We start from the raw sequence: 26,071 nt of genomic DNA on the forward strand, positions 1-26,071 counted from the left end.
CTTCGCGAATGGATTCGCTGCCACAGGTTGCTCATCCGCCGTGACGGAGCGTTCGCCCATGGTCACGACGGATGACGCCGTTCTTACAGGCTGAAATCCCCCTCAGCCGCCAGTTCCGCCAGCCCCCTGTGGGAGCGAATTCATTCGCGATTGGCCGGTACATTCGCCACATCATTGTCGTCTGTACCTACGCTTCGCGAATGGATTCGCTGCCACAGGTTGCTCATCCGCCGTGACGGAGCGTTCGCCCATGGTCACGACGGATGACGCGGTTCTTACAGGCTGAAATCCCCTTCAGCCGCCAGTTCCGCCAGCGGTCGACGCGGGCTTGGCACTTCGCGGGCCTGCAGGTATTCGGCCAGGGTCGCCTTGTCGCCCAGCTTGCCGATCGCCACCGCTGTATGCAGCGCGTAGCCTTGCGGAATCTTCAGTTCCTTGCGGGTCAACTCCTGATCGAAACCGGCCATGCCGTGGGTGTGCCAGCCGCTCAGGCTCGCTTGCAGCGCCAGGTGGCCCCAGGCCGAACCGGTGTCGAAGGTGTGCCACAGGGCAGGGGTTTCTTCGCTGGCGCCCGGTGCGGTGAAGGTGGTCTTGGAGATGACGATCACCAGCGCCGAAGCGTGCTGCGCCCAGCCACGGTTGAACTCGTTGAGCAGGCCCAGGAAGCGTTCCCAGTTCGGCGTGTCGCGGCGGGCGTAGAGAAAGCGCCACGGCTGCGAGTTGTAAGCCGACGGCGCCCAGCGTGCGGCTTCGAAAAAGCTCAGCAGGGTTTCTTGCGGGATGCTCTCGCCAGTGAAGGCGCGGGGCGACCAGCGATCAGTGAATTGTGGATGAATGGCGTACTCGGCAACGCGGGGGTTGGCGCTCATGGAAGTTCTGATCCTGAAGGGTTGAGGTGATCGCCCGCCAATGAAAGCGGCAGGCGAAATCAATCAGATGGGCCGTGGACGGCAGGCATCGTCGAAACCGAAATGATGCGTGTCACAAGCAGGCTTAAGCTATTGCTTGCGAGGGCATAAAGCTACTTCGCCGACCGCGCGCTGACAAGCGCGCGCGTACCGACAGTCGCCAGCGCTTGGCCGGCGTGCGATGTGCCACTAGACTGGCGGCCTTTTCTTCAGCCAAAACCGATCCCTCAGACCCATGGCCGCTCACGTAGAACCCTTCTGGATGCGCAAAACCCTCGCTCAACTCGACCCGGTCGAGTGGGAATCCCTGTGCGACGGGTGCGGCCTGTGCTGCCTGCAAAAGCTCGAGGATGAGGACGACGGCAGCGTCTATTACACGCGCGTTGCCTGCAAGCTGCTGGATCTCAAGACCTGCCAGTGCACCGATTATCCGAATCGTCGCGCCCAGGTGCCCGATTGCATTCAACTCACGCCGGGTCAGGCCGATGAGTTCAAGTGGTTACCGCCCACCTGCGGTTACCGCCTGGTCAGCGAAGGCAAGGACCTGCCGCTCTGGCATCACCTGGTGTGTGGTGATCGCGAGCAGGTGCACAAACAGCGTATTTCCCAGTCCGGGCGCATGCTCAGCGAGAAGAGTGTGGCCGAAGACGATTGGGAGGATTACCTGATTTTCCGCGCTGGCTGACACTGTTGTGAGTTAACCCCCGATCCAAGAGCCTGTTGCCACAGGAGTGGTCTGCCCGTGCGTTATCAACTGCCGCTGTGTGCTGTTCTGCTCGCCCTCGGCCTGGCTTCTGCCGGCCCTGTCCACGCGGCGAAGAAAGTCGATCTGGACTATCACGTCACCCTGTTGCCCCAAAGCGATCAGGCAGAGGTGCGTCTGACCCTGGAGCAAGGCGACGTCGTACGGAGTCTGAACTTCAATCTGGGAGACAAGGGTTATTTCTCTGACTTCAGCGCTGACGGCCAGTGGACAACCGCACCGGGGGAGTCGGCCAACGTGCTGCGCGGTGTCTGGAAACCGGCCGCAGGCAAGGCAACGCTGAGCTGGCGCGTGCACCTCAATCGTCATGGCGCAGAGGCTTCAGCAGACAACCCCCGCTACGACAGCCGCATGACCCCTGACTGGGCGCTGTTTCGTGGCGAAGATCTGGTGCCCAACGCGCGGCTCGATCAGCAGGAGGGTGTGCGCTTGCAGGCGCGCCTGACCTTCGACTTGCCGCCGGGCTGGCGAAACGTCGAGACCTCTTGGCCGCGCATCGGCAAGAACCGCTTTCGCATCGATAACGTCTCGCGCCTGTTCGATCGTCCGACCGGCTGGATGCTGGCGGGCAACCTGATCAACCGCCGCGCGCATCTGGGCGACACCGACGTTACGATTAGTGCGCCGAAGGGGCAGGGCATGCGCCGCATGGAAACCCTGACGCTGCTGACGTTTGTCTGGCCCAAACTACAGGCGGTTTTCCCGCGCACGCCGGGCAAGCTGCTGGTGGTTGGCGCGGCGCAGGGCATGTCCCGCAACGCCAGCGCCGGGCATGACTCGATCTACCTCAACGGCAGTCGGCCGATCATCAGCGAAAGTGGCGCAAGCCCCTTGTTGCGCGAACTGGTACAGGTGTTCGCGCGCATTCATACCCGCGACCGCAGCGACTGGATCCGTGCAGGGCTGGCTGAGTACTACTCGGTGGAAGTGCTGCGGCGGGCTGGCGGGATGACCGAAGATCGCTATCAGGACTGGCAGTCGATCCTGACCCGGGTAGGACGCAAAGTGACGACGTTGCGCGGTGATCGCGTTGATCAGCCGATGACCGCCCGTGCGGCGCTGCTGATGGGCTCACTCGATCAGGAGATTCGGCGCAAGACCGACGATCAGAAGTCGCTGGATGACGTGGCGCAGGGCGTGATGCGAATGGGGGCGGTGAGTACTGAAGATTTCGTGCAGTTGAGTGCGGGGGTGATGGCCGAGCCTTCGAAGGTGCTCAATAGCAGTCTTCTGCAGTAGCTGCGTGCACCGACGCCCGTGCTTTACCTGTGGGAGCCAATTCATTCGCGAGACGTATGTACAGACGATGAAAATGCGTCGAATGTACGGACAATCGCGAATGAATTCGCTCCCACAGTGTTTGAATGGCGGTGCCGTAGAGGAGCGGTATCAAACGCCGTTAGGCCCTTTCACTGCCTCAACGCTCTTTACCACCGCTTCTTCCGCTGCCACTTCAGCTTTCGTCTTGAGTTTGCTCAACTCGGCGCCAGCCGCTTCGATACGCGCTCGGGCGACATCCATCTCACTGCGGCTTTTGTCCAGCAGCGTCTTGGCCGAGCAATGGCCGGTGATGCCGCGAGCCAGAACCGCGCCGCCGATGGCCAGTTGCACCAGCCCGAAAATACCGCCGCGACGAAGGCCCTTGCCCATCATCAGCACGCCACCGGCCAGCGAGCCGATGCGCTCCCACCCCTGGACGTTCTGCTCGGGGTAATCCTGCAGATCTCGTTCGACGCGTTTAAGGATCGGGGTATCGCTCATGATGCGCTCTCCATGAAAAGTAAGGTCCCTAAAGCTGACTGTCGCAATCGCAAACTGTTCAATGCGTTTGTCGAGGCCGAGGGTCAGGTGCGCTCAGTTTCGCGGCCGAACTGTGGGCCCGAGCGGGTGTTATTGCCCTTGGCCATGCGGTCGTACAGCACGACGTTGACGGTTGCCGCCAGATTCATGCAACCGGTCGTGGGGATGTACACCACATCCTCGCACCAGTCGCGAATCTCCTTGTCCAGCGAACCGTCCTCAGGGCCGAAGATGTAGATCGCGCGATCCGGGTGGGTGTACTCGGGCAGCGAGCGCGCGCCCTCTACCAGTTCCACCGCGACGGGCACACAGCCCAAGGGGATGATCTTTTTCAGGTCATCGATGCCGATCAGCGGGATGTCCTGATGGATCTTCTTGGTGTCGGTGACGAAATCCCGCGCTCGCTCGTAACGCGTGCCGGTGTAGAACACCGACGCCACGCCATAGCAGCCTGCCGCGCGCATCACCGATCCGACGTTTTCCGGGGATTTTGGGTTGTACAAGCCGATGCAGGCATAGCGTTTGTTGGCCATGGGGGAGGGTGCTCTAAAGGGAAGGCGCGGGATTATACGCATGCGCATGGCATGCGGGCACCGTGTAGGAGCGCGCTTGCCCGCGATGACTTCCTTACATCCTGCCGATGCGTGTCGGCTGTCCGAATGTCTTCGCGGGCAAGCGCGCTCCTACAGGATTGGGGTCAGTCGTCCTTCTTCATCAGGCCAGCCAGCGCCGCAAACGGGTTGTGGGTGGCCTTGGCGGTTTTCGGGCTGCTGGTCGAGCTGTCCGAAAAATACTGCTGGTCGGTATACCGCGAGTGCTCGTTGTCGTGGCAGTACAGGCACAAGAGCTCCCAGTTGGAGCCGTCCTGCGGGTTGTTGTCGTGGTTGTGATCGCGGTGGTGCACGGTCAGCTCGCTCAGGCGCTTGCCGGAAAACTCCCGGGCGCAACGCCCGCACACGTGCGGGTACATGCGCAGGGCCTTGTCGCGATAGCCCATCTCGCGATCGCGCTGGGCGTCGGCAAGGATGCGGTCGAGCTTGGATGTGTTGGTCGGGGTTTCCGAACTCATGGTGTCACCTGTTCCGTGTGCTGTGGGCAATGGGAGAATTCTAGCGCTTAGCTTCGCGTTCAGCCGTACAGACCCCGTGAAAACGTAGCGAGCGAAGGCAAGACAAGGCAAAAACAGGCGGGAAACGGCCGGGGTCGCGCCCGACTCTAGGTGTTCTAAATGAGCATTTCCCGCCTGTTTTTAACGCAGTATTGCCGAGCGCAGTAGTTTTCACGCGGTCTGTTTGAGTTTTTCCGCGATCCAGATCGTATGCCGCGTGCCCTTGTTGCCGTGGGCGTAAACCTTGACCTCTTCTGCCTTGAATCCGGCCTTGCGCAGTTTGTCGCTGAATGCGGCGTCGGCGCTGGCCGACCACACGGCCAGCACACCTTTGGGCCGCAGCGCGTTGGCGCAGGCCGCCAGACCACCTGCCGAATACAACCAGCTGTTGGCCTTTTGCGTCAGGCCTTCGGGGCCGTTGTCGACGTCGAGCATGATCGCGTCGAAACCCTGGGGTTCGCTTTTCAGCACCTGCGCAACGTCCTGGACGACGATTTTGGCGCGTGGGTCCTGCAAGGGATGGCCCGATTTCTCACCCAATGGGCCACGATTCCACTCAACCACGCCGGGCACCAGCTCGGCCACGACCACTTCGCCGTTCTTGCCCAGATGCTTGAGGGCCGAGGCAAGGGTGAAGCCCATGCCCAGCCCGCCAATCAATACGCGGGGCTGCAGGCGCGAAGCGACTTTTTTGCAGGGGATTTCGGCGAGGGCGTCTTCGGAGCCGTGCATGCGCGTGTTCATCAACTGGCCGCCGTCGCCGCCCTGGATCTTGATCACGAAATCCTCGCCGTATTCGAACAGGCACAGGGCGCCGCCGTTGTCGGGGATCGGGGTGGTGTCGAGCAGAACGAAACGTTTCATGGAGAACTCAATGAGGGCGAGGCCGGGCCCAGAGCAATTTGTCAGCGCACGAAGCGCTGCGCAGGAGTAGCCTGAGCGTCACAGCAAAAGATTGGCAGTGGAGGCCAACGATGAAGCGGTCCATTCTAGCGGCGATTGCCTTGACGGTGCTGAGCGCATCACAGGCATTTGCCGAGAATCTGCAACCTGTCCTCAACACCCCCGAGCCGATCGCCGCGACCTCCGGCTCACCCGGAACGGCCACGCCGACGCCGTATCCGCAAGTGTCGCCACCCAGCGTTCCTCGCGCGGGAGGGCAGGGCAACCCGCCGTTGTTGCCAAAGATCCCTCAGCCCGGACCGCCGAAAGACGATGAGCCTCTGCCGGGATTACCGCCGCCGGCCAAGCCGAATCCTTGAACCAAAGGTGATCTTTCAGACTGCGGCACGTTGCAAAAAATGTGGGAGCCGCCTTGGTGGCGAAAGCGCGAAAGCACTACTCCTGCTGAGCCAACACCTGCCCGTCCATCATGCGCAGGCGCTTGGACATCGCGACGGCAATGGCGCGGATGATCTTGGCCGCGACCTTCGGCGCCTCGTTGAGCATCTTGTCCAACGAGTCCTTGCCCAGGTTCAGCAGGTCGCACGGCGACGCCGCGATGCAACTGGCCGAGCGGCGTTCGCCATCGAGCACGGCCATTTCGCCAAACGCACGGCCGCTGCGCAGGATCGCCGTTTCGACCGGGACGCCTTCGCCGTTGTGCTTTTGCACCGACACCGTGCCCGAATGAATGATGCACATGAAGGTCCCGGCGTCGCCTTCGTTGAAGATCGCTTCGCCTTTTTCGATGTTGCTGATGCTGAAATAGCCCGCCGCTGCAGAAAAGTCCGCAGGCGTGAGGGCGAGGAACAGACCGCAGTCCATCAGCATCTCGCGGATTTCATTGTTCAATGATGAGGGTGTCGGCATGGGATGTTCTTGTCAGTGTCGTGAAGAATGGGGACTGCCAATTACTGACCTGCAAAACGGCGGTGGACTACAGCGGGTCCGCACGCCGTCTGATAGGACAAATGGCCAGGAGGGAGTTCCTCAGGCCAGCTGCAATACCTTGAAGATAAATCCATATTCGAGCGCTACGTCACGCAACCCCTGATAGCGCCCGCTCATTCCGCCGTGGCCCGCACCGAGCTCGGTCTTGAGCAGCAACAGGTTGTCGTCGACTTTGGTGTCGCGCAATTTTGCCACCCACTTGGCCGCTTCCCAATACTGCACGCGACTGTCGTTGTAGCCAGCGATCACCAGCATCGCCGGATACGCCTGAGCGCTGACGTTTTCATACGGCGCGTAGGCCTTGATTCGAGCGTAGACCGCAGGCTCCTGCGGATTACCCCACTCGTCGTATTCGGTGACGGTCAGCGGCAGATCAGGGTCGAGCATGGTGTTGAGCACGTCGACGAACGGCACCTCGGCAATCGCTGCCTTGAACAGCTCCGGACGCTGATTGACCACCGCGCCGATCAACAGGCCTCCGGCGCTGCCACCGCTGATCACCAGTTTCTCGGCCGACGTCAGGTTTTGTGCAATCAGATGCTCGGCGCAGGCGATGAAGTCGCCGAAGGTGTTCTGCTTGTGCTCCTGCTTGCCGTTGCGATACCAGGCTTCGCCCAGCTCGCCGCCGCCGCGCACGTGGGCGATGGCGAAGGCCATGCCGCGCTCGAGCAGGCTCAGCCGCGCGTGGGAGAACCATGGGTCGAGGCTTTCGCCGTAAGCGCCGTAGCCGTACAGGTACAGCGGCACGCAAGTGCCCGCCAGTTCGCGCTTGACCACCAGGCTGATCGGCACCTGCGTGCCGTCGGCAGCCGTAGCCCAGAGGCGCTGGCTAACGTAGGCATCGGCGTCGAATACGCCCAGAACCGGCGTTTCCTTCAATACGACCTGTTCCCCGGTCGCCAGGGTCAACTGACGCACCTGAGGCGGGCGATTGAGGGATTGATAGCGCAGACGAATCTTGTCGCTCTCGAATTCAAGGGTGTCCTGGACATACAGGTTGTAGGCCGCGTCCGGCAGTTGCACGCGATAAGGCGACAGACCCAGTGGGTGAACCTCGACGATCGGCAGGCCGCCTTCGCGCAAGCTCAGGGTCAGGCCACGAGCATTGAGGCTGAAGCCATCGAGCATCACCGTGTCGCTGTGAGGGATCAGCGTCTGCCAGTCCTTGCGCTGTGGCGCGTGGCCGGCTTTTTCAGGGGCGTGGAACAGCGCGAAGTTGATACCGGACTGATTGCTGCGAATCAGCCAGCTCCAGGTGCCGTCGATCAGGCCGTGATCCACCGAGTATTCATGACCTTCGCTACGTGGCGCGACGCAAACGAATGCCTCTTGCGGCTTGCTGGCGTCCAGTACCCAGCTTTCGCCGGTGGTCTTGCTGTCCAGGGCCAGCATCAGCTGACGCTCGGAACTGGTGCGGTAGCAGTGCAGGAAAAAACGGCCGTCGGGTTCGCTGAACACCAGGTCCGCCGAGTCGCTGCCCAACGTGTGGCGATACAGCTTGTGTGGGCGATGGGTGTCGTCCAGTTCACCAAAGAACAGGGTCTGGCTGTCATTGGCCCAAGTCATGCTGCCGTCGCAGTCCTCGAACGGCAGGCTGGCGACGTCACCGCTGCTCAGTTCCTTGACGTACAGGCTGTAGACCTCTTCGCCGCTGGTGTCGGTGCTGTAGGCCAGGCGTTGATGGTCAGGGCTGATGCTGAACGCGCCCAGGCAAAAGAAGCCGCCGTTGGCCAGTGCGTTCGGGTCCAGCAGCAGCTCTTCGGCGTTTTCGTCGATGGTCTGGGAATCATCAGCGGGGCGCGGGCAGCGGTAGTGGCGGGCATACTCGTCGCCTTCGGTGGTGCGGGTGTAATACAGGTACGGGCCCCAAGGGGAGGGCAGCGACAGGTCGGTTTCGAGAATGCGGCCCTTGATCTCCTGAAACAGGGTCTCGCGCAGCGCCTGTTGATCGGCCAGTTGCTGTTCCTGCCAGGCGTTTTCGGCCTTGAGGTAATCGAGCACCTCGGCGGTGTCGCGGTTCTGCAGCCAGGCATACGGATCGGCGCCATCGGCCTTGCGGGCAACGGGGGCGCTGGACGGGGTCTTGGAAGAAGGCATGCGGGGCTCTCTCAAAAGTGAAACAGACCGCTCCGACAGGCGCCTGCACGAGGCGTTGCGGACCGATAACTGAAGCCGGGTAAGCCAGGCTTGCGAAAAGTCGTTATCATAAGCGCCTCTTTACCTGCCTTACCACGGACGTCATGACCGACAACGACTATCTGATTGCCTGGGGCCTCTACGCGTTCGCCGCGTTGGGCTGTCTGCTGGTGTGGTTCAAGCTGACCGGCTGGATGTGGCGCTACCTGCGCGAACCGCTGCGCGTGATCGGCGCGGTGCTGTTGTTCTGCCCGACCATCATCGACCCGGTCAAGGAAAAATACGCACCGGCGCTGGCCATCAGCGTGCTCGACCTTGGCCTGAAAGTGGGCAATAACGTCTGGCGCGCGGCACTGGATCTGTCGACCTACGGTTCCATTGCCCTAGGCCTCTACGTCGTTTTCGCGCTGGTCCGTCTACCTTTCCTACGCAAGAAAAAGGCCCGTCTGGCCCACGCCGAAGCCGCTGCCGCACAGGCCGCTGCCGAGCAGAAGGCCGAAGACGATCAGCCGTTCGCAGCGCCAGGTCCTTCACGTTTCGCCAGCCCTGCAGCGCCCGCCAACGGCGGCAATGTTGGCCGTCATCGGGTCGAACCCAAACTTTAAAGCGTGGCGAGTACTGCTGTAGGAGCGCGCTTGCCCGCGATGCGGTTCTCCAGACACCCGTGTGGTGGCTGGCACAACGATTCGCGGGCAAGCGCGCTCCTACAAATGATGTGTGTCGTTGAGCGTACCGAGACCTGAGCATGTGTGAACTTCTGGGCATGAGTGCCAACGTACCGACCGACATCGTGTTCAGCTTCACCGGGCTGATGCAGCGCGGCGGCCGCACCGGTCCCCACCGCGACGGCTGGGGCATCGGCTTCTATGAGGGGCGTGGCCTGCGCTTGTTTCAGGACCCGGCCGCCAGCAGCGAGTCGGAAGTCGCGCAGCTGGTGCAGCGTTACCCGATCAAGAGCGAAGTGGTCATCGGCCACATCCGTCAGGCCAACGTTGGCAAAGTCTGCCTGTCCAACACCCATCCATTCGTGCGCGAACTGTGGGGCCGCAACTGGTGTTTTGCTCACAATGGCCAGTTGGCGGATTTTCATCCGACCGCCACCTTCTACAGGCCTGTGGGCGACACCGACAGCGAAGCTGCATTCTGCGACCTGCTGAACCGCGTGCGCGAAGCCTTCCCCGAGCCTGTCGAGATCGAACAGCTGTTGCCGACCCTGGTCCAAGCCTGCAGCGAGTATCGAAACAAAGGCGTGTTCAACGGTCTGCTTAGCGATGGCGACTGGCTGTTCTGTTTCTGTTCGACCAAGCTGGTGCACATCACCCGGCGTGCGCCGTTTGGTCCGGCGCGGTTGAAGGATGTCGACGTGATCGTCGATTTTCAGGCCGAAACCACGCCAAATGACGTGGTCACGGTGATCGCTACCGAGCCGCTGACCGAGAACGAAACCTGGAATCGCTACGAACCCGGCCACTGGAGCCTGTGGCGTCGCGGCGAATGCGTGGCTGAAGGTCAAACCGACTGAGAGGGACCTATGCTTCGAAGCTATCTGCGACTGGTGTTGTTTACGGCAGGCCTGTTGATCGGCGTGCAGATTCCCGGCTTCATCAGCGACTACAGCAAGCGTGTCGAAGCGCATCTGATGGAGGCGCAGCAGAACCTGCGCGGCTACAACGACACGGCTCAGCGCTTCTTCAATGGCGACGTGCAGGCACTGATCCAGCACTACCGCAGCAGCGATGACCCAGTGTTTCGCACCGACGCCAGCAACATCAGCAATCTGCTGACACGCAATCAGATACTCGACCGTGAGTTCCTGGCGATGCAAGGCCCGTGGTACCTGCGCGCCTGGCATGTACTGACTGCCGCCGACCCGGACATCCGCAAGGAAACCTGGAACGGCTACACTTGGCAGGTGCTGCTGTCGCCGGAAGTCATCGGTTGGGGCCTGGTGTGTGCGCTGCTGTTCTCGATGGTGATCGAGAGTTTCGTGCTGTTCATCGACTGGGTATTCGTCGGTCGGCACCACGTGCGCAAGGTCAATCGGGACTGGCAGTAAGGCCTGGATTCTCCCGCTTTTTGAGTACACCTGTGGGAGTGAGCTTGCTCGCGAAGACTGACTTTCAGATGCTTCACATGCTTTGAATGTATAGCCCTCTTCGTGAGCAAGCGCACTCCCACAGGGAATTGCGGTGGCCAAAGACTCAGGCTTATCCCCGTTCACTTTTTCTTATCCCCCCCTCCCGCTTTTATTAGTTGGACGCCCCGTCCACTCCCGCCCAAGAATGCGCCTACACATGACAGGCGTGTTTCAGCACTGCAAAGGGATGCTTCCCGCGCGTAGACTCAAGCCTCGTCCCCAACCGTCATTCGCACAGGAGATCATCCTTTGGGCCGCCTGTTATTGAATTGTGATATCGGCGAAAGCTACGGCGCCTGGACCATGGGTCTGGACGCCGAGGTGATGCCGTACATCGACTGCGCCAACATCGCCTGCGGCTTTCATGCCGGCGACCCCGGCGTCATGCGCAAGACCGTGGCGCTGGCCCTGACCCACAACGTGACCATCGGTGCGCACCCGGCCTACCCGGACCTGGTGGGCTTCGGGCGGCGCTCCATGGCCTGTTCGCCACAAGAAATTCAAGACCTGCTGCACTACCAGATCGGCGCGCTGGACGGCGTTGCCCGCGCTCAAGGCGGTCGCGTCAGCTACGTCAAACCCCACGGCGCCATGTACAACGACATGATGGCCAACCCGACGCAGCTGCGCGCGGTCATCGAAGGCATCGCCCGCTATAACGCCGAGCTGCCGCTGATGCTGCTGTCGATGCGCGACAACAGCGCGGCGCAAGCCATCGCCGATGAGTTCAATGTCACCCTCTGGTTCGAAGCCTTTGCCGACCGCGCCTACGACAGTGCAGGCCGTTTGGTGTCGCGCAACCTGCCCGGCGCCGTGCATCACGACCCTGCGCAAATCATCGGCCAGGCCATGACCCTGTCCCGAGGCGAAGCGCTGATCGCCAGCGACGGCAGCGAACTGCTGCTGCACGTCGACACGCTGTGCGTACACGGCGACAACGCCAGCTCCATCGCGGCGGTGCAGCAGATTCGTCAGGCGCTGGGCAAGAACACCGCGTCATGAATGTGCGTATCGAAGTCGTCGCGATCGATTGCCTGATGGTGCGTCTGTTCGATGCCATCGATGAAGCCAACATGCCCTGGATGCTCGCCGCCAGCCTGCGTCTGCGCGAGGGCTTCGGTGCGCATCTGATCGATCTGGTGCCGTCCTACACCACGCTGATGGTGCATTACGACCTGATGGCGCTGAGTCCTCAACAGGCTCGCAAAGTGATCGCCCAGGCGCTGGAAGGCTTGTCGCCCGACGCGGCCAAAGGGGGGCGGCAGCACATATTGCCGGTCTGGTATGACCTCAGCGTGGGCCCTGAATTGACTCTGCTGTCCAAGCGCAGCGGGCTGCCGGTGGATGAGGTGATTCATCGGCACACTCAGCGCGAGTATCAAGTGTTTGCGCTGGGCTTTGCGCCAGGTTTCGCCTTCATGGGGCTGGTCGAGGAAATCCTCGCCGCGCCCCGCATCAAGACCCCGCGCAAACGCGTGGCGGCAGGCAGCGTCGGCATCGCCGAACGTCAAACCGCGGCCTACCCGCTGCAATCCCCTGGCGGCTGGAACATTCTAGGCCGCACTCCGGCCAAGCTCTTTGATCGCGACATCGACGGCTACAGCCTGATGCAGCCCGGCGACACCGTGCGTTTCGCCGCCATCGACCACGCAGAATTCATTCGCCTGGGCGGCGACGATACCCCGCTGGAGGCGCTGGCATGAGTGTGTTGACCGTCAAAAGCAGTACACCGCTGTGCCAGTTGCAGGACGCCGGACGTTTTGGCGTGCGCCATCTGGGCGTGACCCAGGGCGGCGCGCTGGACTGGGTGTCAATGGCCTGGGCCAACAAGCTGCTGAACAACCCCCTCGGCGCGCCCGTGATCGAAGTGACCCTTGGCGGGCTGACGCTATTGGCTGAATCCGATTGCTGCCTGGCCTTGGCTGGCGCCGATCTGGGCGCGATGCTCGACGAACGCGCAATCGCCCCGTGGCGCAGTTTCTTCATGCGCAAGGGCCAGCAATTGCGCTTCACCCAGCCGATTTGCGGTGCGCGCGCCTACCTCGCCGCCCCCGGTGGCTTCGACGCGCTGGACGTGTTGGGCAGCTGCGCAACGGTCGGGCGGGAAGGGCTGGGCGGTCTGGACGGCTCCGGCAAGGCGCTGCGCGAGGGCGATCAATTGAGGTACTCGGGCGCTTCATTCGAACTGCATACTCTGCCTGATCACCTGATCCCGAACTTCGCAGAAACCCGCCCGCTGGACGTCGTGCTTGGCGCGCAGCTCGGCCAGTTTAGCGGCCTGAGTCTGTTCGACGCCTTTAACAGCGACTGGACCCTGGACAGCCGAGCCGACCGCATGGGTCAACGTCTGCTCGGTCCGGAACTGGTGTATCAGGGCAAACCGATGATCTCGGAAGGCATCCCGCTGGGCGCCATCCAAGTCCCGCCGGATGGCCAGCCCATCGTCCTGCTCAATGATCGCCAGACCATCGGCGGCTACCCCAGGCTGGGCGCACTGACCCCGTTGTCGCTGGCGCGGCTGGCGCAGAGACTGCCGGGGAGTGGGGTTCGGATGAGGGCGGTGGTGCAGGAGGTGGCGTGGCGGGAGCAGGTGGGGGTTCAGCAGCGTTTCGGAACCTACACCTGAGTCGGCGTAGGAGACGCCGGAGGTTACGACGGCAGCGATGCGCTTCTTACGGTGTCTGCTTCACTTCGCCAAATACCGCATCCCTTCTTCCAGCCCACGCAGCGTCAGCGGATACATCTGATCTTCGATCAGATCCCGCACGATGTTGGTTGAGGTGGTGTAGCCCCAGGCGTCTTTCGGGTAGGGGTTGATCCAGATGATTTTCTTGAACTTGGCCATGAAGCGCTGCATCCACACGTAGCCGGCTTCTTCGTTCCAGTGTTCGACGCTGCCGCCGGGCTGGGTGATTTCGTAGGGGGCCATGGCGGCATCACCGATGAAGATCACTTTGTAGTCGGCGCCGTACTTGTGCAGCAAATCCTGGGTCGAGGTGCGTTCGGAGGTGCGGCGCAGGTTGTTCTTCCACACGGACTCATAAATGAAGTTGTGGAAGTAGAAATACTCCATGTGCTTGAACTCGGTCTTGCAGGCCGAGAACAGTTCTTCGCAGATTTTCACGTGGGCGTCCATCGAGCCGCCGATGTCGAACAGCAGCAACAGCTTGATGGTGTTGCGGCGTTCCGGGCGCATCTGGATGTTCAAAAGCCCCGCATCGCGGGCGGTGTGGTCGATGGTGCCGTCGATGTCCAGCTCATCCGCAGCGCCCTGGCGGGCGAACTTGCGCAGGCGACGCAGGGCGACCTTGATGTTGCGCGTGCCGAGTTCGACCTGATCGTCGAGGTTCTTGTACTCGCGCTGATCCCACACCTTCACGGCCTTGCCTTGGCGTTTGCCCGCATCGCCAACGCGGATGCCTTCCGGGTTGTACCCGCCCGAGCCGAACGGGCTGGTGCCGCCGGTGCCGATCCATTTGTTGCCACCGGCGTGGCGTTCTTTCTGTTCTTCCAGACGCTTCTTGAATTCTTCGATCAGCTTGTCCAGGCCACCCAGCGACTGAATCTGCGCGCGCTCCTCATGGCTCAGCGAGCGTTCGAATTCCTTGCGCAGCCAATCTTCGGGGATCAGCGCCTGCAGGTAGTCGTCGAGCTTTTCCAGGCCGTTGAAATAGGCACCGAAAGCCCGGTCGAACTTGTCGTAGTGGCGCTCGTCCTTGACCAGAATCGCCCGGGACATGTAGTAGAACTCGTCCATGTCGGCGAACGTCACCCGCTGTTTCAGGGCGTTGATCAGGTCCAGCAGCTCACGCACCGAGACGGGCACCTTGGCGGCGCGCATTTCGTTGAACAGGTTCAGCAACATGATGGTTTTCCCGCACTTATCGGAATGAGCTTAGCGATTGCCACGACGGCTCATGAACGCCAGACGTTCGAGCAACTGCACGTCCTGCTCGTTCTTTACCAGGGCGCCTGCCAGCGGCGGAATGGCCTTGGTCGGGTCACGTTCGCGAAGTACCGCTTCACCGATGTTGTCGGCCATCAACAGTTTCAGCCAGTCGACCAGTTCCGAGGTCGAAGGCTTTTTCTTCAGGCCTGGCACCTTGCGCACATCGAAGAACACGTCCAGCGCCTCGCTGACCAGATCCTTTTTGATGTCCGGGTAGTGCACGTCGACGATCTGCTGCAGCGTGTTGCGGTCCGGGAAGGCGATGTAATGGAAGAAACAGCGACGCAGGAAAGCGTCGGGCAATTCTTTTTCGTTGTTCGACGTAATGATGATGATCGGGCGCTTTTTCGCCTTGATCGTCTCGTCGATCTCGTAAACGTAGAACTCCATCTTGTCGAGTTCTTGCAAGAGGTCGTTAGGGAACTCGATGTCGGCCTTGTCGATCTCGTCGATCAGCAGGATGACGCGCTCTTCGGCCTCGAAGGCCTCCCACAGCTTGCCTTTCTTCAGGTAATTGCGAACGTCGTGGACCTTGTCGACGCCCAGTTGCGAGTCGCGCAAACGGCTGACCGCGTCGTACTCATACAGGCCCTGATGGGCCTTGGTGGTCGACTTGATGTGCCAGGTGATGAGTTTTGCGCCAAAGGACTCGGCCAATTGTTCGGCCAGCATGGTCTTGCCGGTGCCGGGTTCGCCCTTGACCAACAACGGACGCTCCAGCGTGATGGCGGCATTGACGGCAAGCTTGAGGTCGTCGGTGGCGACGTAGGCGCGGGTGCCTTCGAACTTCATTGGGAAATCCTCGAACGTAAAGTGCGGGCAACGGGCCCGAACGGCGCTGATTCAGCATAAAGAATGCAGCGACTATAACGCGCGCCCCGCGTGACTGTGAATGCAGACGCTTTATTCAGTTGCTGAATGGCGGGTCGGGGTTTGACTGGGAGAAGATATGGGCGGTGAAACGGAGAGGGCGGCAATCTCACCATCCCTGTGGGAGCGAATTTATTCGCGATAGGGGCTACGGGCGACAGAGATTTGCCGTCAGGTCGGGCGCAATCGCGAATAAATTCGCTCCCACAGTTTTAATCGGCATCACGTCAGCAAGATATCCGATGCTGTTTCAATTTCACTGCGCCTCACTCTTGCCACTGTCGTATCGCGTATTGAACGCCTGGACGAACGCGTTGCGCAGGATCTGCAAGAACGCCTGGAACGCGCTGATGTCCTGTTTATGCACGCTGCCGCTGAGTTCGACGCGGGTGGCGAACTGGTTTTTGCGTTGGTTCTTGAGCACGGTTTCGCTGGCGCCGACCATGGCTTCCCAGATCGAGCGGAAGAAGCCTTTGTTCTGGTTCTCGACGTCTTGTTGCCAGTTGAAGATGTCGACATCGCGCAGCAACGGCTTGATGTAGCCACTGAGCTGGCCCTTCTTGGCCTGGGCTTCGATGACAACGTCACCGTTGCCGGCATTGAAGTCGAACTTGCCGTAGGCCGAGGCGAAATCGTTCATCTGCTTTAGTTGCAGGTCGGTGACGCGCAGTTTGAAGTCGAAGTCGTCGAAGTTGCTGAACGGGTCGAAGGTGGCCGTGGTTTCCAGCGGCGCATGACCCAGCAGCCGCGCCTTGCCTTCGAACCGCGCGTCGCGCTTGCCAGCGGTGTTCTCGACGTTGGTCAGGTTGTAGAGGCTGGCATTCACGTTGTCGGCCTGGATTTTCACCTTCGGTGTGGAATTGAAGTTGCTGAACGTGATCTTGCCGTCGTTCACCCGCACTTCGTTGAGGGTGATGGGCAACAGCTTGTTCAACTGAGCGCGCCAGTCGGTGCCCGCACCGGTCTGGGATTGCTGTTTGTCGGCGCCGCCGTCGACGAAGTTGAGTTCGGGATTGATGAACGCAACCTCGGCCACCACGGCGTGGTCGTACCAGAGTGAATGCCAACTGACCGACAGGTCGATCACTGGCACCTTCAGCAGCGGGACCGGGACCTTGCCATCGACCTTGACGATATTCAGGCCGTTGATCTTGTACGCGCCACGCCACAGAGCCAGGTCGACGTCGGTCACCTGGCCGCGGTAATCGCCCATGTCGGCGAGCTTTTCGTTGAGGTAGTTGCGCACCACGTAGGGCAGCGCGATGTGCAGGGCTATCAGCAAGATGACCAGGCCCAACACTGTCCATAGTGGCCAGCTATAGCGACGTTTCATGGCAACGCTCTCCGGTTTCCTTGATTTGTTGACTGTCGGCGTTGCCATCCGTTCGCTTCGACTGGACGCAATATGCGCCCAAGGCATAGGCTTTGGGCTTTTCCAAACCTGCACAAGGACCCGGTCATGAGCCGTATTTACGCAGACAACGCCCACTCCATCGGCAACACGCCGCTGGTGCAGATCAACCGTATCGCGCCGCGCGGGGTCACGATTCTGGCCAAGATCGAAGGGCGTAATCCGGGGTATTCGGTCAAGTGCCGCATCGGCGCCAACATGATCTGGGACGCTGAAAGCCGCGGCAAACTCAAGCCGGGCATGACCATTGTCGAGCCGACTTCGGGCAACACCGGTATCGGCCTGGCCTTCGTGGCCGCCGCGCGTGGCTACAAATTGATGTTGACCATGCCGGCCTCGATGAGCATCGAACGCCGCAAGGTGCTCAAGGCGCTGGGCGCCGAACTGGTGCTGACCGAGCCCGCCAAAGGCATGAAGGGCGCCATTGCCAAGGCTGAGGAACTGGTGGCCAGCGATCCTTCGAAATTCTTCATGCCCGCGCAGTTCGAAAACCCGGCGAACCCTGCGATTCATGAAAAGACCACCGGGCCGGAAATCTGGAAGGATACCGACGGCGCCATCGACGTGCTGGTCGCGGGCGTCGGCACCGGCGGCACGATCACCGGCGTGTCGCGCTACATCAAGAACACTCAGGGCAAGCCCATCCTGTCGGTGGCGGTCGAGCCGATGATTTCGCCGATCATCACCCAGGCGCTGGCCGGTCAGGAAATCACCCCAAGCCCGCACAAGATCCAGGGCATCGGCGCCGGTTTCATCCCGAAAAACCTCGACCTGTCGATCGTCGACAAGGTCGAGTTGGTCAGCGACGAAGAGGCCAAGACCATGGCCCTGCGGCTGATGCAGGAGGAGGGGATTCTCTGCGGCATCTCCTGCGGCGCGGCGATGCAGGCGGCTGTGCGCCTGGCCGAGAAGCCGGAAATGCAAGGCAAGACCATTGTGGTGATCCTGCCGGATTCGGGCGAGCGATACCTGTCGAGCATGCTGTTCAGCGATTTGTTCACTGAACAGGAGCTGACCCAATAGTCGCATGGTTGCCTGCTTTGGCTTTTTACCGGGCCGACGAAGGCTTATGATGGCCGCCATCAGACCCGCCAGAGACCTGATGCAGGTCATGTGGCGGTGTTTTGCAGTGATTTAGACTTTCAGATTGCCGATGGCCAGAGGTTCGCGTTCTTTTGGACGATGACGGGGCTGGATGTTGCGTAGACCTCTGTGGGAGCGAATTCATTCGCGATACGGTTGTACATCCGATAAAGAATGATCGGATGTACCGGCCTGTCGCGAATGAATTCGCTCCCACAGGTAATTGCCACATCCGTGGTATCGGGTTAACGGAGACGGCGTGTCGACGGTTAGTTTTTTGCCTGTTCCAAGGAGAGCTTCATGACCCTTTCTTTCGCTGCCAAGGCGGCGATTCTGATGCTGTTCGTTGGCAGCACGTTGTACGTGCACCTGCGCGGCAAGGCGCGTTTGCCGGTGTTGCGCCAGTTCGTGAACCACTCTGCGCTGTTCGCGCCGTACAACGCCTTGATGTACCTGTTCTCCAGCGTGCCGTCCAAGCCCTACCTGGACCGCAGCAAGTTTCCTGAACTCGATGTGCTCAAGGACAACTGGGAAGTCATTCGTGACGAAGCCATGCATCTGTTCGATGAGGGCTACATTCGTGCTGCGGCCAAGGACAACGACGCCGGTTTCGGTTCGTTCTTCAAGAAGGGCTGGAAGCGTTTTTACCTGAAGTGGTACGACAAACCGCTGCCGTCGGCCGAAGCGCTGTGCCCCAAGACCGTCGAGCTGGTCAGCCGCATCCCCATCGTCAAAGGCGCGATGTTCGCGCTGTTGCCCGGTGGCAGCCATTTGAACCCGCATCGCGACCCGTTTGCCGGTTCCCTGCGCTATCACCTGGGGCTGTCGACGCCGAACTCCGACGATTGCCGGATCTTCGTCGATGGCAAGGTCTACGCCTGGCGCGACGGGGAAGACGTGATGTTCGACGAAACCTACGTGCATTGGGTCAAGAACGAGACCGACGTCACCCGCGTGATCCTGTTCTGCGACATCGAGCGTCCGCTGAGCAACCGCTTCATGACCTCGATCAACCGCAGCGTGAGCGCGTTCCTGGGTCGCGCCACGGCGCCGCAGAACACCGATGACGAGCGCGTCGGCGGCATCAACCAGGCCTATGCCTTCAGCAAGCGCTTCAGCAATGGCATCAGCGGCCAGGTCAAGCAGTTCAAGCGCGCCAACCCCAAGGCCTATCGCATTCTGCGTCCGGTGCTGGCAGTGGTCGTGCTGACCCTGCTGGGTTACTGGCTGTTCGGCTGAAACCCCTCTAGAACAAAGCGCCGCGCCTTTCGGGGTGGTGGCGCTTTGTCGTTTCTGGCTCGCGCCCGTGGGCCGAATTAGCACGTCCTTTCAATCCTGTCGGCTGCGCTCGTCCGATCATGGCGGCGATCCTGGTTGCCGTATGCACTCGTCTGCCAGCGACATTTTGAATAGGCGAATACATGGCACACCGATTGACTTCCCTGACGCTGGCGCTGATCAGTGTATCCAGCAGCGTGATGGCCGCGACCAGCGACGAGGAGCATGGCTTTTTGGCCGACACCCGGCTCGATGTCCTGGCGCGAAACTTCTTCCTGAACAACGACTACCGCACCGGTCATCCGGATCAGAGCTATCGCCAGGAATGGGCGCAGGGCTTCATCGCCAATCTGCAATCGGGTTTCACTCAGGGGCAGGTCGGTCTCGGGGTGGATGCCCACGCCTTTTACGGCCTCAAGCTCGACAGCGGGCGAGGGCGGGCGGGCACCGGGCTGTTGCCGCTCGACAGTGAAGGGCGTGCCGCCGACGACTATTCCGATGCCGGTGGGGCGCTGAAGCTGCGGGTCTCGAAGACCACGTTCAAGTTTGGCGAGATGGAAGTCGAAACCCCGGTGCTCGACACCGGTGACAAACGCCTGCAGCCCGAATACGCCACGGGCTTTTACGTTGATAGCCGCGACATCGAGGGCCTGAAACTGGTGGCTGGGCATTTCACAGCCTTCAAGAATGAAAACGCTTCGACGTCCAAAGGCGACTTTGATGGCTACGGCGCCAGCACCCGCGGTTCGTCCATCAGCCTCGTGGGCGTGGAAACGACAGGGGACTCGCCCTTCGGTGGCTCGCTGTATGCGTCGCAGCTCACCGACACCTGGCGCCAGTACTACGGCAACGCGCATTACCTCGGCGTGCTATCGGACAACAGTTCGCTGCTGCTGGACACTAACCTCTATCGCACACTGGATCAGGGCGACGCCCGGGCCGGCGCCATCGACAACACCGCTTACAGCCTTTCGGCCAAATATTCGTTGGGTGCTCAGGCCTTCACCCTGGCCTGGCAGAAGATCGATGGCGACACGCCGTTCGATTTCGTCGGCGGCGACTCGATCTACCTCGCCAACTCGATCAAATACGCTGACTTCAACGGTGCCCACGAGCAGTCCTGGCAGGCGCGTTACGACTTCGACTTCGTCGCGCTCGGCATTCCCGGCCTCAAGTTCATGACCCGCTATGTGCGTGGCAACCAGATCGATGGCACCCATGCGCCGCAAGGTGCGGTGTATCAGCCGTTCGATGTCGATACCGGACGTTTCGAACCCATTCAGGGCAAGGGCGGGCGGCACTGGGAGCGGGACATCGATCTGAAGTACGTGGTGCAGTCGGGTCCGGCAAAGGATCTGTCGATGAACGTGTCCCATGTTTCGCATCGGGGCAACGATGCGGCGGGGGGCGACGACATTGATCGTCTGTACCTCGTCGTTCAGTACCCGTTGAGTTTGCTGGATTAGCCGCAGCGCGCATCTGTAGCAGTCCGGCCGGGCGGCGTTCTGATGCCAAGGGGGGCGATTTCAACACGCCACCTCCTTTAGCAGGAATCATATTGCGCAACACCACCCGGGCTGGTTATAGTCGGCTCCGTTGCTGCAATACGCTGCAACAATCACCTTCTTTGAAAAGGCGCAGATCATGCGTGCATCCAACCCACATTTCGCGTTTCGTGCCGCAGCTCGCGCTGTCGCTGAACCGTGCGGGTGCATGCAAGTTGCCTTTATTACCCGTTACCCCCCTCCTTCATCTGTGAGCAGCCCGGTCGCGTGCGTTGTCGCACCGCCAGCCGTGGTTGTGCTGGGCTGATCGACTGCCCCGAGCCGTCGCATCACGCCTGCAACCCTCAACAAAACGTTTGTGAATCCGGTTCTTTTGCCGGGTCCGATTTTGTCTGAATCACAGGTGACACCATGTTCGCTAACAAAGCCCTGGCCTCGCTGGCCACGACTACGCTGTTCGTCCTGCTCTGGAGTAGCGGGGCCATCGTTTCCAAGTGGGGCCTGACCCACGCCTCGCCCTTTGCGTTTCTGTTGTTCCGTTTCTTGCTGGCGCTGGTGGCGCTGGCGATCCTGATCCCGACCCTGGGCTACAAACTGCCCGCCACGCGCCAGTCGATGGGCTACGCCTTGGCAACGGGCGCCGTGCTGCTGGGCGCTTACCAGATCTGCTATCTGCTTGCGCTGGACATGCACGTCGCGCCCGGTGTCATGGCTACCATCATGGGGGTACAGCCGATACTGACTGCGGTGCTGGTGGAGCGCAGCCGTGCCTGGTCGCGGATGTTCGGACTGGGGCTGGGCCTTGCGGGCCTGGTGCTGGTGGTGTTCCAGGGCATTGGCGACGGCGGCTCGCTGGCGGGCATGCTGTTCGGCGTGCTTGGCATGCTGGCCATGACCGGCGGTTCGATCATGCAGAAACGCATCACCGACAATCCCCTCGGCACGCTGCCGGTGCAGTACTTCGCCGGTACGCTGGTGTGTGCGGCGTTCGTGCCGTTCCAGCCGTTCCATTTCGAGCACAGCTTTGGCTTCTACATGCCGGTCCTGTACATGGGACTGGTGGTCTCGGTGCTGGCGACTTTTCTGCTGTATCGGCTGATCGCGCAAGGCAATCTGGTCAACGTCACCAGCCTGTTTTATCTGGTGCCAGCGGTCACGGCGATCATGGATTACCTGATCTTCGGCAACCGCCTGGCGCTGCTGAGCCTGCTGGGGATGGTGCTGATCGTGGTCGGGCTGATCTTTGTGTTTCGCAAGACCGGCTGATGCGCCCGGTTGGGTGATGTGCTGTTCCCACTGACCGATGCAGAACCTGTGGGACCTTCTGGAGCTGTGCAACAGTGGCGAAAGCGGTTACATGTGCATGACCCACCGCCTTCGCTGCCGTCGTAACCTGCGACGTCTCCCACAGTCCTCGAGCGTCTCCCACGGTTCTCAGTTACAGCACAAACCACGCCAGCCCCTGTGCCTGCGCCGAATCAGGGTCACGCAATCGGCCTTTTGGTGTGAACGACGCGACCTCAGTTCAGATTCACATGGCGACTCAACAACGCGCGCAAGGCCGCAGGCTTCACCGGTTTGGCCAGGTATTCCAGCCCCGCCGCATGCACCTGCGCCACCAGTTCCGGGCGCCCGTCAGCGCTGATCAACACGCCAGGCACCGGCTCCCCCAGTTGCGTGCGCAGCCAGGCCATGAGGTCCGTGCCGGTTTCGCCGTGGTCCAGGTGGTAGTCCACCAGCGCCAGATGCGGGCGGATACCTTCGTCGAGCAGGGTCTGGCATTCGTCGCGATTGCGCGCCGTCCACACCTGGCAGCCCCAGCGGCTGAGCAGGCTGTTCATGCCGATCAGGATGCTGTCTTCGTTGTCGATGCACAGCACCTGCGTGCCATTGAGGGCCGCGCGTTTGGACTCGGTCGTGGTCGCTTGCGGCGCGGTTTGCGAACGGGCCAGCGGCACGGTGACGCTGAACACGCTGCCTTTGCCAGGCCAAGAGCGCACCTGCAGCGTGTGGCCGAGCACCCGGCACAGGCCATCGGCGATCGCCAGGCCCAGGCCCAAGCCTTTTTCAGCGCGGGTCTGGTGGCTGTCCAGGCGTTTGAATTCTTCGAAAATCACCTGGCGTTTGTCTTCGGGAATGCCGGGCCCGCGGTCCCACACCTCCAGACTCAAATGCGTACCCTTGCGCCGCACGCCCAGCAGAATCGGCCCCTTGGCGTAGCGGAAGGCGTTGGTCAGGAAGTTCTGCAGCACCCGGCGCAGCAGCTTGGCGTCACTGGCGATGCGCAACTGACTGCCGCGCACCCGGAAGCTCAACCCCTGTTCCTGCGCCAGCGCCTTGAATTCCGCGCCCAACGTGTCGAACAGGTTGTTGAGCGGGAAGGGCGCGATGGTCGGGGTGAACTTGCCGTTTTCCAGACGGGAAATATCCAGCAGGTCGCTGATCAGGTCCTCGGCCGAGCGCAACGAACTGTCGAGATGCTGGATCAGCTTTTGCGCCTCGTCGGGGATGCTGTCGTCGACGTGCAGCAGGGCCGCGGAGAACAGCCGTGCGGCGTTCATCGGCTGCATCAAGTCGTGGCTGACTGCCGCAAGAAAGCGCGTCTTCGACTGGTTGGCAGCTTCGGCGTGGGCCTTGGCTTCGGTGAGGGCGACGTTCAGTTGCGACAGCTCGCGGGTACGCTCGGCCACCCGTTGTTCGAGGCTTTCATTGACGCCCTTGAGCGCCTGCTCGGCCTCGCGGAACGCAGTGATGTCGGTAAAACTCATGACGAAACCGCCGCCCGGCATCGGGTTGCCGATCAGCTCGATCACCCGGCCATTGGGGAACAATCGTTCGGACGTGTGCGCGCGGCCCTGGCGCATCCAGTGCAGGCGGCGGGCAACGTGAACTTCCGCCTCACCCGGCCCAAGCAGGCCGCGCTCGGCGTTGTAGCGAATGATGTCGGCGATGGGCCGGCCGACGCTGATCAGCCCTTCGGGGTAGTTGAACAGCTCCAGATAACGGTCGTTCCAGGCCACCAGTTTCAGCGACTGGTCGACCACGCTGATGCCCTGGGTGATGTTCTCGATGGCGCCCTGCAACAGCGCGCGGTTGAACTGCAGCACCTCGGAGGCTTCGTCGGCGATGCGCACCACGTCTTCGAGCTGCATGTCGCGGCCCTCGATGGCGGCCTTCACCACGGCGCGGGTCGAGGAGGTACCGAGCACACCGGCCAGCAAGCGCTCGGTGTGGGCGATCCATTCGCCGTTGGCGTTCTGGTTCGGGTTGAAGCCCTTGCCCTGGCGGTAGGCAAAGCGGATGAAGCTTTGTTGCGCGCGCTCCTCACCGACGAAGCGGGCCGACAGCTTGAGCAGGTCTTCGATCTGCACTGCCAGCAGCGAGCGGTTGTTGGGGCGGGCCTGCAGTTCCTGGCCGATGAAACGCCCGGCCTGCCAGTGCTCCGACACCCGCGTGCGCGACAGCAGCGAGACCCAGACGAACAGTGCGAAGTTGCCTGCCATCGACAGCACGACGCCTTGGGTCAGCGGGGTGATCGGCAGGTTCAGCGGGTTGCTGTGCAGCCACGCCAGCAGCGGAAAACTGCCGAGCGACCAGCCCATGCTGTGGGCGGTCAGCGGCAGCACCAGGGTGTAGAACCAGATGAACACGCCTGCCGCCAGCCCTGCGAACACGCCTCGGCGGTTGGCCGGTTTCCAGTACAACGCGCCGATCATCGCAGGCGCCAGTTGGGTGATGGCGGCGAAAGCGATCTGGCCGATAGTGGCCAGACTCGCTGTCGAACCCAGCAGGCGATAGCTGACGTAGGCCAGCAGCAGAATCGCGACGATGCTGACCCGGCGCACGGATAGCATCCAGTAGCGGAACACCTCGAACGGGCGCTCGGCGGTTTTGCGCCGCAGCAGCCACGGCAGCAGCATGTCGTTGGACACCATGGTCGACAGCGCGACGCTGGCGACGATCACCATGCCGGTCGCGGCCGACGCGCCACCGATGAAGGCGAGCATCGCCAATGCCGGATGAGCATGGGCCAAGGGCACGCTGATCACGAAGGAGTCCGGCAATACCGAGCCCGGCAGCAGCATTTGCCCGGCCAGTGCAATCGGCACCACGAACAGCCCCGCCAGCAGCAGGTACATCGGAAACACCCATTTGGCCAGGCGCAGATCCTGAGGCTCGATGTTCTCCACCACCGTCACGTGAAACTGCCGGGGCAGGCAGACGATGGCCATCATCGCCACACCGGTCTGCACCACCATCGACGGCCAGTTGATGGTCTCCTTCCAGTAGGCCTCCAGACGCGGCGCGAGCATCGCTTGATTGAACAGATCGTCGACGCCGTCATACAGACCGAACGTGACGAACACGCCGACGGCCATGAAGGCGAACAGCTTGACCAGCGACTCGAACGCGATGGCCAGCACCATGCCACGGTGGTGCTCGGTGGCGTCCAGATTGCGCGTACCGAAAACGATGGTGAACAACGCCAGCACCAGCGACACGATCAGCGCGGTGTCCTGGGCTCGCGTGCCGGTGGCGTCGGCTCCGGCGCCGATGAGGATGTTCACGCCCAGCACGATGCCTTTGAGTTGCAGGGCGATGTAGGGCAGCACACCGATCAGGCAGATCAGCGCTACCACCACGGCCAGCGTCTGGGATTTGCCGTAGCGCGCCGCGATGAAGTCGGCGATGGATGTGATGTTCTCCTGCTTGCTGATCAGCACCATCTTCTGCAGCACCCAGGGCGCCAGCACCATCATCACGATGGGCCCCAGATAGATCGGCAGGAACGACCACAGCTGCTCGGCGGCCTGACCGACCGCGCCGAAAAACGTCCAGCTGGTGCAATAGACCGCCAGCGACAGGCTGTACACCCAGGCACGCAACCGCGGCGGCAAGGCGCCGCTGCGACGATCACCGTAAAAGGCGATGGCGAACATGATGGCCATATAGGCCAGGGCGACAGCAGCGATCAATCCGCTGGACAGTGACATGACAACTCCACGGGCAAAGAACAGTTGCACGGCGATCCCTCACCGGTCAGACAGTCTCGCACGCCGGATGACGTTCGTCTGTTTCGACCAAGGTAGGAGCGGCGGGGTGTCGCAGATGACCCGACCAAGCCTCCGATCATGGTCTCCCATGTTGACCTGGATCGACCGTGCACATCCTGTAGGAGCGCGCTTGCCCGCGAATGCGGAGCATCAGAGTCATGGATGTTGTTTGACAC

At 61.5% G+C, this 26,071-nt stretch carries 24 protein-coding genes; 13 read left to right on the top strand and 11 right to left on the bottom strand.

The features are described 5' to 3' along the window. Positions 1–275 precede the first annotated feature (275 nt). Complete coding sequence (locus AC07V9_RS27510; RefSeq protein WP_495018769.1) at positions 276–869, bottom strand: nitroreductase family protein; 594 nt, start codon at positions 867–869, stop codon at positions 276–278. A 274-nt stretch (positions 870–1,143) separates the two neighbouring features. Here AC07V9_RS27510 and AC07V9_RS27515 point away from each other — a divergent pair, with 274 nt between their 5' ends. Together AC07V9_RS27515 and AC07V9_RS27520 are read left to right on the top strand one after the other, a co-directional pair. Beyond that, complete coding sequence (locus tag AC07V9_RS27515) at positions 1,144–1,593, top strand: YcgN family cysteine cluster protein (RefSeq protein ID WP_495018770.1); 450 nt, start codon at positions 1,144–1,146, stop codon at positions 1,591–1,593. A 51-nt stretch (positions 1,594–1,644) separates the two neighbouring features. Beyond that, positions 1,645–2,910 (top strand): hypothetical protein, encoded by a 1,266-nt coding sequence (locus tag AC07V9_RS27520; RefSeq protein ID WP_495018791.1) that lies wholly within the window; start codon positions 1,645–1,647, stop codon positions 2,908–2,910. A 150-nt stretch (positions 2,911–3,060) separates the two neighbouring features. On the opposite strand, the gene AC07V9_RS27525 is transcribed toward AC07V9_RS27520, so the two are convergent. From AC07V9_RS27525 to AC07V9_RS27540, 4 genes are all read right to left on the bottom strand, one after another. Beyond that, the gene (locus tag AC07V9_RS27525; RefSeq protein ID WP_495018771.1) at positions 3,061–3,432 is read right to left on the bottom strand and encodes a YgaP family membrane protein; all 372 of its coding nucleotides are present in this window, start codon (positions 3,430–3,432) and stop codon (positions 3,061–3,063) included. An 83-nt stretch (positions 3,433–3,515) separates the two neighbouring features. Further along, a complete protein-coding gene (locus AC07V9_RS27530; protein WP_495018772.1) occupies positions 3,516–4,004 on the bottom strand; it encodes an RNA methyltransferase in 489 nt (162 codons plus the stop codon). Between the two features lie 164 nt (positions 4,005–4,168). Then, positions 4,169–4,540, bottom strand: a complete 372-nt coding sequence (locus AC07V9_RS27535; RefSeq protein ID WP_495018773.1) for a YajD family HNH nuclease — start codon at positions 4,538–4,540, stop codon at positions 4,169–4,171. Between the two features lie 210 nt (positions 4,541–4,750). Then, entirely contained in the window at positions 4,751–5,443 is a 693-nt protein-coding gene (locus AC07V9_RS27540; RefSeq protein WP_495018774.1) for a spermidine synthase, read from the bottom strand. A 110-nt stretch (positions 5,444–5,553) separates the two neighbouring features. Between AC07V9_RS27540 and AC07V9_RS27545 the strand changes: the two genes are divergently transcribed. Then, positions 5,554–5,841 carry a hypothetical protein gene (locus AC07V9_RS27545; protein ID WP_495018775.1) on the top strand — a complete coding sequence of 96 codons (288 nt, stop codon included), beginning with the start codon at positions 5,554–5,556 and terminating at the stop codon, positions 5,839–5,841. 76 nt (positions 5,842–5,917) lie between these two features. Here the strand turns inward: AC07V9_RS27545 and AC07V9_RS27550 are convergent, their stop codons facing one another. Continuing rightward, on the bottom strand, positions 5,918–6,391 hold the full coding sequence (locus tag AC07V9_RS27550; protein WP_495018776.1) for a Crp/Fnr family transcriptional regulator: 474 nt from the start codon (positions 6,389–6,391) through the stop codon (positions 5,918–5,920). 120 nt (positions 6,392–6,511) lie between these two features. Continuing rightward, a complete protein-coding gene (locus AC07V9_RS27555; protein WP_495018777.1) occupies positions 6,512–8,569 on the bottom strand; it encodes a S9 family peptidase in 2,058 nt (685 codons plus the stop codon). A gap of 143 nt (positions 8,570–8,712) precedes the next feature. Here AC07V9_RS27555 and AC07V9_RS27560 point away from each other — a divergent pair, with 143 nt between their 5' ends. The 6 genes from AC07V9_RS27560 (at position 8,713) to AC07V9_RS27585 (ending at position 13,371) form a co-directional block, all read left to right on the top strand. Next, positions 8,713–9,213 (top strand): MFS transporter, encoded by a 501-nt coding sequence (locus AC07V9_RS27560; RefSeq protein WP_495018778.1) that lies wholly within the window; start codon positions 8,713–8,715, stop codon positions 9,211–9,213. A 140-nt stretch (positions 9,214–9,353) separates the two neighbouring features. Next, positions 9,354–10,130 carry a class II glutamine amidotransferase gene (locus tag AC07V9_RS27565; protein ID WP_495018779.1) on the top strand — a complete coding sequence of 259 codons (777 nt, stop codon included), beginning with the start codon at positions 9,354–9,356 and terminating at the stop codon, positions 10,128–10,130. 9 nt (positions 10,131–10,139) lie between these two features. Then, positions 10,140–10,664: a DUF2937 family protein gene (locus AC07V9_RS27570; protein WP_495018780.1), complete on the top strand. Its 525-nt coding sequence runs from the start codon at positions 10,140–10,142 to the stop codon at positions 10,662–10,664. A 330-nt stretch (positions 10,665–10,994) separates the two neighbouring features. Further along, positions 10,995–11,747, top strand: coding sequence for a 5-oxoprolinase subunit PxpA (locus AC07V9_RS27575; protein ID WP_495018781.1), 753 nt, complete (start codon positions 10,995–10,997; stop codon positions 11,745–11,747). Continuing rightward, entirely contained in the window at positions 11,744–12,448 is a 705-nt protein-coding gene (locus AC07V9_RS27580) for a 5-oxoprolinase subunit B family protein (RefSeq protein ID WP_495018782.1), read from the top strand. Before AC07V9_RS27575 ends, AC07V9_RS27580 begins: the two co-directional genes overlap by 4 nt. Then, positions 12,445–13,371, top strand: a complete 927-nt coding sequence (locus AC07V9_RS27585) for a 5-oxoprolinase subunit C family protein (protein ID WP_495018783.1) — start codon at positions 12,445–12,447, stop codon at positions 13,369–13,371. The genes AC07V9_RS27580 and AC07V9_RS27585 overlap by 4 nt, the downstream gene beginning before the upstream one ends. A 60-nt stretch (positions 13,372–13,431) precedes the next feature. Here AC07V9_RS27585 and AC07V9_RS27590 read toward each other — a convergent pair whose 3' ends face one another. The 3 genes from AC07V9_RS27590 to AC07V9_RS27600 form a co-directional block, all read right to left on the bottom strand. Further along, positions 13,432–14,610, bottom strand: a complete 1,179-nt coding sequence (locus tag AC07V9_RS27590; protein WP_495018784.1) for a vWA domain-containing protein — start codon at positions 14,608–14,610, stop codon at positions 13,432–13,434. A gap of 30 nt (positions 14,611–14,640) precedes the next feature. Continuing rightward, positions 14,641–15,486, bottom strand: a complete 846-nt coding sequence (locus tag AC07V9_RS27595) for an AAA family ATPase (protein WP_081567723.1) — start codon at positions 15,484–15,486, stop codon at positions 14,641–14,643. Between the two features lie 334 nt (positions 15,487–15,820). Further along, complete coding sequence (locus AC07V9_RS27600) at positions 15,821–16,897, bottom strand: DUF748 domain-containing protein (protein WP_495018785.1); 1,077 nt, start codon at positions 16,895–16,897, stop codon at positions 15,821–15,823. Between the two features lie 126 nt (positions 16,898–17,023). Here AC07V9_RS27600 and cysK point away from each other — a divergent pair, with 126 nt between their 5' ends. From cysK to AC07V9_RS27620, 4 genes are all read left to right on the top strand, one after another. Further along, the gene (gene cysK / locus AC07V9_RS27605) at positions 17,024–17,998 is read left to right on the top strand and encodes a cysteine synthase A (RefSeq protein WP_495018786.1); all 975 of its coding nucleotides are present in this window, start codon (positions 17,024–17,026) and stop codon (positions 17,996–17,998) included. A 360-nt stretch (positions 17,999–18,358) separates the two neighbouring features. Beyond that, positions 18,359–19,297 (top strand): aspartyl/asparaginyl beta-hydroxylase domain-containing protein, encoded by a 939-nt coding sequence (locus tag AC07V9_RS27610; RefSeq protein WP_495018787.1) that lies wholly within the window; start codon positions 18,359–18,361, stop codon positions 19,295–19,297. A 182-nt stretch (positions 19,298–19,479) separates the two neighbouring features. Further along, on the top strand, positions 19,480–20,802 hold the full coding sequence (locus AC07V9_RS27615; RefSeq protein ID WP_495018788.1) for an OprD family porin: 1,323 nt from the start codon (positions 19,480–19,482) through the stop codon (positions 20,800–20,802). A gap of 450 nt (positions 20,803–21,252) precedes the next feature. Next, a complete protein-coding gene (locus tag AC07V9_RS27620) occupies positions 21,253–22,107 on the top strand; it encodes a DMT family transporter (RefSeq protein WP_495018789.1) in 855 nt (284 codons plus the stop codon). Between the two features lie 254 nt (positions 22,108–22,361). Here the strand turns inward: AC07V9_RS27620 and AC07V9_RS27625 are convergent, their stop codons facing one another. Continuing rightward, on the bottom strand, positions 22,362–25,835 hold the full coding sequence (locus tag AC07V9_RS27625; RefSeq protein WP_495018790.1) for a hybrid sensor histidine kinase/response regulator: 3,474 nt from the start codon (positions 25,833–25,835) through the stop codon (positions 22,362–22,364). Between the last annotated feature and the right edge of the window lie 236 nt (positions 25,836–26,071).

It is taken from the genome of Pseudomonas sp. GW821-FHT02A11 (assembly GCF_059421985.1).